Here is a 12,632-nt window from a genome sequence, read left to right on the forward strand (position 1 = left end):
TTTCCCTACAGGAATATCATGTGAAACTGGATAATTTATTGCGCATTGACCTCAACTTACTGGTGATCCTGCAGGTACTGCTGGAAGAGCAGAATGTGACCCGAGCAGCCCGTCGCTTGCATCTGACCCAATCAGCTCTCAGTAAAAGTCTCAACCGACTACGTGATGCACTGGGCGATCCGTTGTTTGTCCGCACCGCCCGGGGGCTTAAGCCTACCGCCCACGCCCTGCAGTTAGCGGTACGGTTACCGGATATGCTTGAATCCCTGTATCAACTGACCCAGCCACCCGGCTTTGTCCCCGCCTCCAGCGAACGGGAATTTTCCTTTGCTATGGTGGAAAGTGCCTATGAAACGCTGATCCCCCATTTTATCGGCCCACTGTTAACAGCCGCGCCCAATATTCGGCTTAACAGTTATCTGTGGAATGAACACTCCATGCAGGATCTACTGCAAGGCCAGTTAGATTTCGCCATTGCCGGGCGGGATTTGCATCCTCAATCTGAATTTAAGGTCACTAATTTGCCTGAGGGTATCGCCCATAAAACCCTGTACCAAGATCGCCAAGTTTGCTTGGTTCGTCAGGGACACCCGGCGCTACAAGCCCGGGATGCTGGATTTTGGCATCTGGATTACTATCTGTCGCTGAGTCATGTGCAGGTGCGCTGCGAAGGGAATGACTGGTGGGCTTTGGATTACCATTTAGCCCAATCGGGACAGCGACGACACCTCAGTGCCACTGTGCCGGATTTTTATGGGGCGGCCAGTATCTGTGCTCACAGTGATCTGATATTTACCTTGCCTGCCAGCTTTGCCCGACATGCCAGTAAGCTCTATCCACTGGCCACACTTCCCTTGCCGCTGGATTTTTCCCCACTGGTATATGTCTTACTGTGGCACAGTCGCAACAATGACGAACCCGGCCATCAATGGGTCAAACATACCATTCTGGCCAAGGTGGAGCAGGTACTGGGGGCTCAGTCCAATGAACTGGCAATCAGTGAGCAAACCTCATCGGCTAACCAGTCTAACTGAGGCTCTCGCTCCTCTTTTCGCCGCACCAGATACAGATTAGAGGTTGGAAATTTATCGGTTAGGCGACTGACTTCCCGGGCTGATAATCGGCAGGCATGCAGTCCGGGAATATCGGAAAATTTGTCATATAAAGAACTGTATGAAGTTAACGCCAGAGAATCAGATCCCAGCAGATAATCGATCAGGGTTGCCACATTACGAATCGTGATTTCTGTATGCAGCGCAATCCCTTCTGCCATACAAAACCGTTGGAATACGCTGGTTTTTTCTTCCGGCTTACCGAACTCAGTGTAAATAAAGGGATACTGGGCAATCTGCTCAAATCCCAACTCTGAATTCAACACCGGGTGACCGGCACGGGACAGGAGGTACAAATTCCCCATGGTTTTGATCGGCACAAATTCCAATTTATCACTATATCCCTGCAAGGCTTCATCGGCGTAATGGCACAATACCGCAAAGCTAAGATCGCCATTTAATACTTGTTGAATTGCCGTTGCACTCCATAACTCCAGAGAGATGCTGATCGGGTGGGTTTTATTTTGCACTATCTGCATCAGAGGCTTCATCATGCTGCAGCTGATTGCATCGGGAATCGCAATAGGGTACTCAGGCTTAGGAGGGCGGCAGGTGGGATCTAAGCGGCTAAAGCCGCTGGCAGTGTCGACGATATGTCTCGCAAGCGGATAAATCTGCTCAGCAAACTCATTGGGGTGCATACCATAACGGTGACGGACAAAAAGATCATTGCCAAAGGTTTCCCGCAACTGTTTTAAGCAACGGCTAATTTTAGGCGCAGGAATTTTTAAAGCTTTTGATGTAATAGTTGCTGATTTATTTTCATATAATAGAACAAATATATTTAAACTCAGCAAATCTATCCTTTCAAAATCTATCTCTCTAGCCATAACGAGTTCCTTTCTTGGCCTGCTCCCCCAAAAGACATTCTAAACAAGAAATACTATATATCAATAAAAAACACTAATAAACAATCCTGATTTAAAAGCATTCACTAATAAACCTTAATGCACTAAAACAACAAATCTTAGTTCCCAAAATCAGAAATCTTGTTTTTATTTATAAAAATAAAAAACCAGTATTTAAAATTGAGAAATCAATATGGAATATTTAACCGAAATGAAAGTTAGCGTTATTTCAAGCTATCTACACGGGAAATATTAAATTTCAATGAGGTATGGTATTAAACCAGATAGGGAAAGATAACTACAACAACCCGGAGAAGCCCTATGAACACATCAGTCATCGCCAGCTATGCTTTTATCTATTCTGTACTGTTTCTTATTGTTCCCTTCGTCACGATTTCTTTTATTTTAACCTGCATTAAGTTTTTCAAAAAAGAAAACAATATGGATACAGGAAGCATTAACATTATCAATAAACCTCAATTTTGCAATAAGCAAGTACTGAATTACATTCATGACCTGAATGCAATTTCAGGTGGTCGCTATGATGTACTCTATGGCTTAAAAATGGATGAATTAGTTGAGGCTCAAGGTAATGAAGAGCTTAAATCCGTTTTACACAACTGCACTATTAATTATGTTGTTGTTGACCATGATTCAAGCGAAATTAAATTAGTCATTACCGACGAGCAGGATCAAGAAAAAACCTCTCTTATCCATAAAATATTCAGCCAGTTCAATATTAATCATATTCAGATCACGCCTAACACACCTTTTGATAGCGGCAAAATTAAAACAGCGCTAACAGCCTAAATCCGCCACAGGGGAGTCAAACTATGTGGCACATCTATGCTGCTTCATTATTGGCGGCGTTGTTACTTCCCCTGCCGCTATCGGCGGGGGATATAACAGGTAAGCCGCTAGCCCAAGCAATACATAATAGTCCCTGTATGAAATGCCATAAACGCAATGGCAGCATGCAAGGTATCCACGGCCAGAGCGATATCCGCTGTATTGACTGTCACGGAGAAAAACAGGGGCACCCGAGAAAAGCCTCCAATCTGGTGAAATTTAATGATCCAGCCAGCACATTGCAGGCACAAATAACCCCCTGTCTCAATTGTCATGATCCCCGTTCTCTCGGGGAATCTGAATGGACCCATGATGTGCATATCCTCGGTGTCAGCTGCAGTAGTTGCCATCAATTGCACTTAGCGCAGGATCCTATGCGGACATTGACCCCGACCGACAGAGTCGCCCTGTGCAGCGAGTGCCACCGCAGCCAATAGGATTGAATCATGGACAAAAGCAAACGTCTTTTTTTGCAAGGTGCCGGTGCCATATTGGCTGGCATCAGCCTATATCAGACTCGGCTAGCCACAGCCCGCGAACCTCAAGCAAGCAAGGTCAAATATGCTCTGCTGCACGATGAAACCCTGTGCATTGGCTGTGATGCATGCACACTGGCCTGCCGCGAAGCCAATCAGGTTCCCGCGGATGTCACCCGCCTGACGATGGTCAGAAGCGGCCCGTTTGGCGAATATCCTAACCGGCGCTACCACTTTTCCCGTCAATCTTGTCAGCAGTGTGAAAATGCCCCCTGTGTCACTGTTTGCCCAACCGGGGCGGCCTATATCGATGCGCAAACGGGTATTGTGAAAGTTGATGACTGGAAATGTGTTGGCTGTCAGTACTGTATTGCAGCCTGCCCATACAAGGTTCGCTTTATCCACCCGGTAACCCGGGCAGCGGATAAATGTGACTTCTGCGCTGACAGCCGCTTACAGCACGGGCAACAACCCGCCTGTGTCAGCGCTTGTCCCACCAAAGCACTGATCTTTGGTGATATCAGCAACCAACTGGCCCCCATCACCCGCCTGATAAAACACAATGCGGTGGACAGGGATAAAGTATCTCTCGGTACCCGGCCGAAATTATTTAAAATCCGCGCCCCCAGCGGGGAGGTCATATTATGAGTCCATTTCATTTTGACGGGCTGGTATGGCATTGGCCTATCGCCATTTATCTGTTTCTGGCCGGTATGTCAGCCGGGGCAATTTTCTTTGCCATCTTGCTGAAATACTTCTGTTTGAAACAGCATGCCCACCATTCAAGTTTTGTAATTGCGGCCTGTATTATCGCCCCGTTAACAATCTGGGCCGGATTGGGCATTTTAGTGATTGATCTGACCAAGCCGCTGGATTTCTGGAAAATTCTGGTGTTCTACAATCCGCTGTCGGTTATGTCGCTGGGGGTAATGGTGCTGCTGGTATTCCAGCTGTTTATGTTTGCCTGGATAGCCATTGTCTTTGCGGTGCCCCTGTCAGCTTGGCTATCTACCCGGCTGCCATTGGCTGAGCGATTGCTGCAACAACTCACCCGCTATGAAGCCGGCATCACCGGACTCACCATGATTCTGTCTTTAGCACTGGGGGCCTATACGGGCTTTTTATTGTCAGCATTGCCGGGCTACCCCTTGTTAAATAATCCGGTTCTGCCACTGTTATTCCTTATCTCAGGTCTGTCATCCGGGGCGGCCGGAGCCCTGTTGCTGGGCGTATTACTCAAAGGGCAAGCTGACAGCCGGGAAGTCAAATTTATCCATAAGATAGAGATCCCCTTGATCCTGACGGAGCTGGTGATGCTATTCACCTTCTTTGCCGGCTTGGTGCTCAGTGGTGGTCAACGACAAGTGGCAGCGTGGAATGCGTTAGGGCCAGGGTTCTGGGGCTGGGTGTTCTGGGGAGGGATTATCGGGCTGGGGCTATCACTGCCACTGGCAATGAACCTGTTTATGACCGCCTCTGCCCAACGCCGCTTCAGCTATGTGGCCGCCACAGCATCCATGAGTTTGTTGGGCGTCTTGCTGCTGCGCCACTTTATCCTTTATACCGGGCAAATGACTTCGTTATAATCCTATCGGCAGAGGATTGTCTACGGCATCATCTGCCTAATTTACGCCCAAAGTGGATGAAAAATACTTCATTCGCTTTCCCCGATTCCTCAGGGCAAACTAACAAAAAGTTAATGAGGAATGACATATGTACCGTACTGTTAAGTTACAAATGAAAAATATCCCCGGACTTCAACGTTTTATCGCACTTGTAGCAACAGGTGCTCTGCTGGCAGCAGCATTTATCGCCCTGCCATTTGTACTGTTATTTGGTGCCCTGATGATTTTAACCATCATGGTTGCAGCCCGACTGTATGTCAGTTATCAGGTGAAACAATACCAGCGTCGCCAAAATCGTGGTGCCCCACAAGGCGATACTGTTAATCAGCCAGATCCGGCTGCTGAACATCACAATAGTATTTTAGAAAAAGACCACTTCAAACCGCGTCCTCATGTGGGGCAGGTATACGATAACGGTCAGTACTAATCTTCACTCAGCAGTTCTTGGGCTCGGCGCAGCGATTTTTGCTCGCCGGGATCTTGGCTCAGAGGAGTCACCCGCTGGATCTGCTCTAACAACGATGCCCACAAAGGGCGGATGACTGCCAACTGCTCGTCATCAGCTAAACTGCGCGCCAACTTCAGCAATGCCGCAGCACCAACAACATCAATTCGCCCCAACATGCCATCGGCTAGCGCAATACTCAGCTCTAGCATGGCTGGCACACTGTGGCCAAAGCGGATCACCTGACGCAGATAATTTTCCGCCTCGGACAGATCACTGCCAAATGCCTGTTCATCATTGAGCATATGCCGCGCCCGTTCCAACATGGCATCCAGCTGACCATGTTCTGCGGCCTCGGCCAACCAGTGTTCACTGGCGGCGGTATCGGCATCACAGCCTTCGCCCTGCGCTAACATCAACGCCAAATGGTATTGAGCATTGGCAAAACCGCTACGGGCTGCGCGAGAAATCCATCCAAATGCCTTATCCAGCTCACCACGCTGATACCACAGTACCCCGAGATTAGACATGGCCTCACTGTTACCCGCCTCTGCCGCTTGGGTCAGATACTTTTCTGCCTGCAATTCATCTGCGGAAATACTGTGCCCGCCGACCAGATAGAAATATCCCAGCAAGGCCTGAGCCGCCGGTAATCGGTAACCTGCCGCTTCAGCAATTAATGCTTCCCCCGCAGCCGGTTCCGCCTGACCACGATAACCGTGCAGTAACGCCACCCCATGTTCAAATAAGGCACCATGGTGGGCAGGGGCGGCCAGCTCAAACCAATATGCCGCCTGACTGAAAGTCGCCGCAGAATGGCTCTGTGGCGCTCTGTCTTCCTCGTCTAATGCCTGTGCTTGCTCCTGCTCCAGTTCCATCAGCGCCTTGGCTTTCAGCGACATACCAACTAAGTACCTCGCTTCGGCATCATCCTGCATCACGGCCCGGTAACACAGCTCTTTTGCCGACAAAGCCGCGGCCTGCTCAAACTCATAGGTCGGTGCCGGTTTACGATGCCATTTGTAATACAAATGCTCCAACAACGAGAGGCAATCTCGAATTGCCTTCTGTGCCAGGGTTTGTAACTGGGATTTGGTCAGATGGTATTTTTCCGGATGGGCGCCACGGTTGCCATGCCCCCGGAGTTTATGCAGCGCCCGGGCCGTAGGCACATCGATAAGACGCTGCTGGTTGAGCTGTTCAATGCGCTCATACAAATTAGGACTGGTGAAACTGACCCTATCCGCCGCCAATCTGCGGGTTAGCCGATGCGCGAGAGCGCGAATATGCAATAGCGACTGGGTCGGCACATCGGCCGCATAGCCTTTGGCATCTTGATAATCAGCCAGTAGTTCAGGCACTAAATCACGGACAAAGTCAGTATCAGTCATGGGGTTATCCCTGTACGGCCTCAGCACGCTTACGGTTCACCATATACAGGCGGAACAGCGCAATGTTGACGAACAGACCAATAAAAGCAATCAGCACTTCCACCACAAACTGCAATGGCGCACCAGCAGCAGATGCCAACTTAATCAGCAAACCGCCAAACTGCAAAATCGGCAGATACACCAGCAGGACCAGCATGGTCTTCAGTACTAGAGTGCCGTTGGCAAATCTGAAGCTGGCTTTTATGGCTTCAAATGGGGTCAGGCGTTCAGTGACCACCATAAAATTGACGTAAGCCAGTCTGGCAAAAAGATAAATACTCAACACCAAACCGATGATCCACAGCGGCCCAAAGGCGGCGCTCAGCATACTTGGCGCAACGATCAACAGTGCTGAAAATACCCCGGCCAACAATAGCGGTGGCACAAATTTCAAACTACCAACCAGAACCTGGCCATTTCGAGGAGAGTACCCCTGGGAGCGCCATTCCAAAAACAAAGTCAATGCAGCAATAAACCAAGAAAACACCAGTAAGACGACCATCACGGCGATCATATGGCTGGTGTGAAATGCTGGATTATTCTGATCAATCGCTTGAAACTGCCCCCCTAGCCAATATTGGATCCCTAGCTGTACCACAATAAATGGTAAGGTCAGCAGGGCAAGCTGGCGGAGGTGGTTACGGAAAAAGTAGAACGCTTCGCTGAATACAGAGGACAAAGACATGGCTTTCCCAAAAATGAATTAATACTGAACAACAGGCAGTAAGAATACCCAAATTCCCTATCCCTTGCACTGGGTTGCAGCCCAGAGCAAGATGATACGCGCAGAAACATGTGCAAGCGGTTTGTTGAAGCAATAGAATATGCCTTAGAACTTAACTACCTGCATTACCGGGAAACTATGAAAAGAACTATCAGTATCGCAGCCCTGCTGGCTGCCTCCGCCGTGGCCGTGCCAGCACAGGCTAACTGGTTTACCGATCTGTTTATGCCAAAAAGTGAGCCTGCGGCTCAGCAACAGACACCATCTCTGTCAGCCGTTGCCAGCGATGCCTTAGCCCATAACCCACTGGTGAAAGACACCATGAGTAAATTGGGTATGACCCAAGAACAGGCGCAAGGTGGTCTGGGCACAATACTGAGTCTGACTAAATCCACTCTGGGTGAGCAGAAATTCCAATCGTTGAGCAAAGATATCCCTGGGGCAGACGCTTTGCTGGCTGCGGCGCCCGTATTAGATAAAAACAGCGGCATGTCCGGATTGTTGTCCGAGGCAGGCGATCTGGGGAAATCCTTCCAGGGCGGCGCGATGGTCTATGATGCCTTTGCTAAACTGGGCATTGCCAAAGAACAAGCCATTCCGCTGATCAATATGCTCAAAGAGTATCTGCAAAAACACTCTGACAACCATGCGGTCGCGCTGTTGAGTCAAGGGCTGAACGCCTTGCTGTAAATCAGCATCATCATCCGGCCTGACAACATGCCAAGCCGGATGATCATCTGTTCATTTCAATTGCAGCGGCAACCTATGCTAGCCTTTAATGACGTAAACAGACAAAGCCCGCTGCCCATGCTTGCTAAACTGAAAAATTTCCTGAACGCGCACCTGCAAACCCAATCCCCGGAAGAAAAACAACGCCAACTCAATCTGGCGGCCGCCAGTATGCTGCTGGAAGTGGTATTTGCCGATGAAGTCTTGGCGCCAGAAGAAGAACACCTGCTACCACAGGTAATGCAACAAACATTGGGATTAAGCGCCACTGACAGCCAAAGTGTGATCGATGAAGCACGAAGCCGACAAAAAGAAGCCACGTCACTGTACGAATTCACCACTGAAATTAATGCCGCCTTTTCCATTGAACAAAAACAGCAACTGGTACTGGCTATGTGGCAATTGGCCTATGCCGACGGCAAACTGTGCCAGTATGAAGATCAAATCATCCGCCGGATGGCCGATCTGTTATACCTAAAACATTCAGAGCTAATTCAGGCACGTAATCGTGCGATTGAGATACAGCGCGCCCAAGATTAAATCGAATCTAAACACCGGCCCTCAATGGCCGGTGCAGCGTTACCCCCCTCTTGGGGGAGTGGTACACTGGCAGCATCTTTCACTACCAAACACACTGATGCGCAAGTTATTTCCCCAAATTCTTTTCAGCTTTTCATTATTTTCCCTGCTATTGCTGTTAAACATCCCTGCAAATGCTGCGCAATTCACCGAACGACCACTGGCGCAGTTTGACCGATTAAATGATTACCCTTCTACGGCCGCCTTTGACAAATATATCGCTGACTATACCCAGCAATGTTTGGATAACAGTTATGGCGGCTCGTTAGCACCTCGCTGCTTTGTCGGCAGTCAAGTTTGGGATAGGGAACTCAACACCTATTACCAATTGCTGATGCAGACATTGAATAAAAGCGGCCAGCAAGCCCTGCGCCAAAGCCAACGGGCTTGGCTGCTATCACGTGACCGCACCATGGATTTCAACCACTATGTTGAAGCGCTGAATATGCAACAAGGCACCATGTATATTGCCATGGCGGCTGGGGACAGGGACGCAGCGATTACGCCAATGATTCGCCATCGGGCTTTACTGCTGAAACGCTGGTTGGAAGCCATGACGGCATCACAACCCTAACCTGACACAGGACAGAGACAATGACTGCGTACGAACTTGAAGGCCGTGCCATCTGGCAGGACTGGATGCAACAAGATCTAAAACCCCTGACAGAAGCGGTAAAAACCGCCGTAATCACCCATATGAGCCAATTCCGGGCAGCATTTCCTCAGCTAAAACCCTATGGCTATGCCCTATATAGCTGTGGTGGCCTGCCCCATTTTTATCCCGTGATGAATACCATTGAACGTGCCATCGATGAGTACGATAAGTTCTGTCCTGATGAATGGCATCTGCATGAAGACAATAATGCCTGCATCGCACCAGCAAATGCTATTTTGGATCAGTTACATCAAACCTTTGAACGTTGTCAGCGAGAATTTGATGATTATTATCAGGAAAGTGATGATCCGATAAATCAAGATGTACTGCAATTTTGGCAAACCCACATTGAGAAACTCTTCAACGCCATGCTGCAAGCCCTGCAAGAGCTAGATAAAGCTGGCGAGTTTGACTGGCTGGAACAGCAAAATAAACTGGTACTGATTTGGTTTTCTGATGCATCAGAATGGGAATTAGCACTGTCTACCAGCGCCGTGAAAGCATTAGCTGGCTCCGAGCTTGCGCAACAGTTTTATCACTGCCTGCAGTAATACTGGCCACCCCGTATTTTCACCACGATTACCCATTACGGCGGTAATCGTGGCAGACAGTTATCAGACTCAAACTCTTAATGGACAGATAAATGGATCACAATATTGAACTGATCACGGCAACCCTTACCGAACTTGGTATTTTGACCGCAGCTAAACTCAACCCCGGCGCCAGCAACGATGAAATTAGCGGGCTGGAGCAGCACCTTGGCCAAACTCTGCCGCAAAGCGTTAAAAATCTACTGGCGGTTTATAATGGTCAGCAGCATGATGCTCTAGGCATTGCCTTTGGGGCACGCCTGCTATCAATTGATGGGATCAAACAATGCTGGGATCACTGGTTAAATTTGGACGATGAAGCATTAAACCAAGAAAACCGTGGTTTAATGGAGTCAGACCCTGTGGGCGTCATCAAGCCTTTATACACCAATCCCCACTGGATCCCCGTTACCGATGATGGCAGTGGCAACTTTATGGCGCTGGACTTTGATCCTGATATCCGTGGCACACAGGGACAGATAATATCCTGCGGCATTGATGAGGATGTGAAATGCCTAGTCGCCAGTGATTTTGAAGCCTTCCTCGAGAATATGGTGACTTACCTGAAAAATGAACGCTGGACAGAAGCGTATCTGGACTGACACCAACCCATATATAATCTCCACCAGCAGAACGGGGCTCATCTGTCGATGCCTGATCTGCTGGGGACAATATTCATGCACATCGATAAACAATTCACAGCGTCATACCGCAAGCCAAAACAGTACACAAAATGAATCAACTCTACAGCTATATCAGTGCCATCAATCAATTACCCTCTGTGGTCAGTATTGACCATCAACAGCAACAACAGCAGTGCCACACTGACAGTATCGGTAGCCTGACCGAAACCGACACCCTGTACCACTTCAACAATGGGGTGACGGTACGCTGCCAAATCGAGCAGGAAGATCCGGCCACAGCAGATTCACTACAAAGCTGCCCTGAATGCTGGATCAGCTATCATATCGGCGACAGTGCAGGGCTGAACATTCATCCCGCTAGCAAGCAGTTTTATAACCGCTGTCAGCAGACATTCTGGCTGAAAATGCAATCGGCGCAGCAAAAGCGCTAAAGCGTCGCTACAGGTCCCTATACCCCCTGAGCCAAAGGGTAAATTGCGCTAAAAATACGGTCGGAGTCATAGCTCTGGGGTAAACACCTTGCCCAATCGATATATATTAATGTATATAACGCGTGTTTTACCCCTGTCTGACAGCGGCTCTTTCGGGCTGCACCACAAGGAAACTGACCATGACCCTATTCACAAAAGGTTTTTCCCGCACCCTGTTTACCGCAGCCCTGCTGCTGGCTGGCACAATTCAGGCGCAAGCAACCGAAAAGGTGTTAGTTTTTGCACCACCGGCGCTGACCAACGCCCTGACAGAGCTAGGACAGACATATGACAAAACCCATGACACCAAGGTCGAGTTTTCCTTTGCCTGTGCAGCTTCATTAGCCCGCCAAATAGTACAAGGTGCCCCAGCACAAATTTATCTGTCAGCTAACCAGAAATGGATGAAATACCTGATCGATAACCATGCCGTTACCCCAAAAACGCCGGTTACGTTGCTGACAGCGAATCTGGTGATGATCGCGCCCAAGAACAGCCCACTACAGCAGGTTGATTTATCAGCCAAATGGGATCTTCGCGCCGCGCTGCACGGCAGCAAAATGGCAGTCTGCGATCCCGAGCATGCCCCAGCGGGACGCTATGCCCAACAGGCACTGCAACATTTTGATTTGTGGCAACAAGCTAAACCAGAACTGGCTTATGCCGCCAATGTGCGTAAAGCGGTGGCACTTGTCGAAAGTAAAGAATCAGCCCTTGGCATTGTTTATGACACAGATGCCAAGAGTGCAAAAGCGGTGAAAATTGTTGCGACTTTCCCTCAAGACAGCCACCAGCCAATTCAATATCCAATGACTTTAATTGGTGCCACCCCTTCTGCTGCCGCCACCGATTTTTACCATTACCTGCAAACTCCGGCAGCACAGCAAGTCTTTACTCAATATGGCTTTGGCATTGCCCACTAACAGACCTTACGCAAAATTCATCGGCATAAAATTGCATACGGCGGTGCGGCAGATAAGATAGCTGTCGCACCATCCCTTTGATGGATAGCTAAATGGAGCGACTGAGCGATGATCCATATCTCCAATATTTTGCCCTTGATTGCCACCGAGTTAGATAACATGCAGCCCAAGGACGCGATGCAATTTAGAACCTATAAAAAAGATCGGGGCTTTATCATCTATTGCCTTGCACCCAACCAATTTCAACTGCTTGAAACCGGCTTTATACATGGGTCTTACCTAGGGGACCTATCCGCGACACAGAAAATGGCCAAAAAAGTACTGAAAAAGGAATTTCCACGCAGCAACATGGTCTGGGTCGACCATTATCAACAGGTTGAAAACCCACAGGCCATAGATGCCCACCATGCAAGGCAGGGAAGTTTATTTTAGTCTCCCCCGCCCTTATCAGGCTTTTATCCCTTTCTCATTATCCTTTTCTCATTACCCCTTCCGTCCCATCCTTTTGACCCATCACGTTGGTGACAATCCAA

Annotated in this window: 17 protein-coding genes; 14 read left to right on the plus strand and 3 right to left on the minus strand. The window is 48.9% G+C overall.

Features of this window, described 5'->3' with window-relative positions; genetic code table 11:
- Positions 1-20 precede the first annotated feature (20 nt).
- A complete protein-coding gene (locus NFHSH190041_RS17910; protein WP_261923068.1) occupies positions 21-1,034 on the plus strand; it encodes a LysR family transcriptional regulator in 1,014 nt (337 codons plus the stop codon).
- Here the strand turns inward: NFHSH190041_RS17910 and NFHSH190041_RS17915 are convergent.
- Positions 977-1,942 carry a LysR family transcriptional regulator gene (locus NFHSH190041_RS17915; RefSeq protein ID WP_261923069.1) on the minus strand — a complete coding sequence of 322 codons (966 nt, stop codon included), beginning with the start codon at positions 1,940-1,942 and terminating at the stop codon, positions 977-979. The genes NFHSH190041_RS17910 and NFHSH190041_RS17915 overlap by 58 nt on opposite strands.
- A gap of 339 nt (positions 1,943-2,281) precedes the next feature.
- On the opposite strand from NFHSH190041_RS17915, the gene NFHSH190041_RS17920 reads away from it, so the two are divergent.
- The 5 genes from NFHSH190041_RS17920 (at position 2,282) to NFHSH190041_RS17940 (ending at position 5,337) form a co-directional block, all read left to right on the plus strand.
- Positions 2,282-2,770, plus strand: a complete 489-nt coding sequence (locus NFHSH190041_RS17920; protein ID WP_261923070.1) for a hypothetical protein — start codon at positions 2,282-2,284, stop codon at positions 2,768-2,770.
- A gap of 23 nt (positions 2,771-2,793) precedes the next feature.
- Positions 2,794-3,246, plus strand: a complete 453-nt coding sequence (locus NFHSH190041_RS17925) for a cytochrome c3 family protein (RefSeq protein ID WP_261923071.1) — start codon at positions 2,794-2,796, stop codon at positions 3,244-3,246.
- Between the two features lie 9 nt (positions 3,247-3,255).
- Positions 3,256-3,933 (plus strand): 4Fe-4S dicluster domain-containing protein, encoded by a 678-nt coding sequence (locus tag NFHSH190041_RS17930; RefSeq protein ID WP_261923072.1) that lies wholly within the window; start codon positions 3,256-3,258, stop codon positions 3,931-3,933.
- Positions 3,930-4,871: a cytochrome c nitrite reductase subunit NrfD gene (gene nrfD, locus NFHSH190041_RS17935; RefSeq protein WP_261923073.1), complete on the plus strand. Its 942-nt coding sequence runs from the start codon at positions 3,930-3,932 to the stop codon at positions 4,869-4,871. Before NFHSH190041_RS17930 ends, nrfD begins: the two co-directional genes overlap by 4 nt.
- Before the next feature lie 127 nt (positions 4,872-4,998).
- A complete protein-coding gene (locus tag NFHSH190041_RS17940) occupies positions 4,999-5,337 on the plus strand; it encodes a hypothetical protein (RefSeq protein WP_261923074.1) in 339 nt (112 codons plus the stop codon).
- Here the strand turns inward: NFHSH190041_RS17940 and NFHSH190041_RS17945 are convergent.
- Together NFHSH190041_RS17945 and NFHSH190041_RS17950 are read right to left on the minus strand one after the other, a co-directional pair.
- A complete protein-coding gene (locus NFHSH190041_RS17945) occupies positions 5,334-6,746 on the minus strand; it encodes a DUF4145 domain-containing protein (RefSeq protein ID WP_261923075.1) in 1,413 nt (470 codons plus the stop codon). The genes NFHSH190041_RS17940 and NFHSH190041_RS17945 overlap by 4 nt on opposite strands.
- Before the next feature lie 4 nt (positions 6,747-6,750).
- The gene (locus tag NFHSH190041_RS17950; protein WP_261923076.1) at positions 6,751-7,470 is read right to left on the minus strand and encodes a hypothetical protein; all 720 of its coding nucleotides are present in this window, start codon (positions 7,468-7,470) and stop codon (positions 6,751-6,753) included.
- 177 nt (positions 7,471-7,647) lie between these two features.
- On the opposite strand from NFHSH190041_RS17950, the gene NFHSH190041_RS17955 reads away from it, so the two are divergent.
- The 8 genes from NFHSH190041_RS17955 (at position 7,648) to NFHSH190041_RS17990 (ending at position 12,531) form a co-directional block, all read left to right on the plus strand.
- The gene (locus NFHSH190041_RS17955) at positions 7,648-8,199 is read left to right on the plus strand and encodes a DUF2780 domain-containing protein (RefSeq protein WP_261923077.1); all 552 of its coding nucleotides are present in this window, start codon (positions 7,648-7,650) and stop codon (positions 8,197-8,199) included.
- Positions 8,200-8,316: 117 nt separating this feature from the next.
- Positions 8,317-8,778 carry a TerB family tellurite resistance protein gene (locus tag NFHSH190041_RS17960; protein ID WP_261925174.1) on the plus strand — a complete coding sequence of 154 codons (462 nt, stop codon included), beginning with the start codon at positions 8,317-8,319 and terminating at the stop codon, positions 8,776-8,778.
- Positions 8,779-8,875: 97 nt separating this feature from the next.
- Positions 8,876-9,391 (plus strand): lysozyme inhibitor LprI family protein, encoded by a 516-nt coding sequence (locus tag NFHSH190041_RS17965; protein ID WP_261923078.1) that lies wholly within the window; start codon positions 8,876-8,878, stop codon positions 9,389-9,391.
- A gap of 20 nt (positions 9,392-9,411) precedes the next feature.
- Complete coding sequence (locus NFHSH190041_RS17970) at positions 9,412-10,023, plus strand: DUF4303 domain-containing protein (protein WP_261923079.1); 612 nt, start codon at positions 9,412-9,414, stop codon at positions 10,021-10,023.
- Positions 10,024-10,115: 92 nt separating this feature from the next.
- Entirely contained in the window at positions 10,116-10,664 is a 549-nt protein-coding gene (locus tag NFHSH190041_RS17975; protein WP_261923080.1) for an SMI1/KNR4 family protein, read from the plus strand.
- A gap of 131 nt (positions 10,665-10,795) precedes the next feature.
- Positions 10,796-11,137 carry a hypothetical protein gene (locus NFHSH190041_RS17980; protein WP_261923081.1) on the plus strand — a complete coding sequence of 114 codons (342 nt, stop codon included), beginning with the start codon at positions 10,796-10,798 and terminating at the stop codon, positions 11,135-11,137.
- Between the two features lie 179 nt (positions 11,138-11,316).
- Positions 11,317-12,099 (plus strand): molybdate ABC transporter substrate-binding protein, encoded by a 783-nt coding sequence (modA, locus tag NFHSH190041_RS17985; RefSeq protein WP_261923082.1) that lies wholly within the window; start codon positions 11,317-11,319, stop codon positions 12,097-12,099.
- A gap of 108 nt (positions 12,100-12,207) precedes the next feature.
- The gene (locus NFHSH190041_RS17990) at positions 12,208-12,531 is read left to right on the plus strand and encodes a hypothetical protein (RefSeq protein WP_261923083.1); all 324 of its coding nucleotides are present in this window, start codon (positions 12,208-12,210) and stop codon (positions 12,529-12,531) included.
- Positions 12,532-12,632: the final 101 nt, after the last annotated feature.

Source organism: Shewanella sp. NFH-SH190041, from assembly GCF_024363255.1.
In the GTDB taxonomy this organism is placed as follows: domain Bacteria; phylum Pseudomonadota; class Gammaproteobacteria; order Enterobacterales; family Shewanellaceae; genus Shewanella.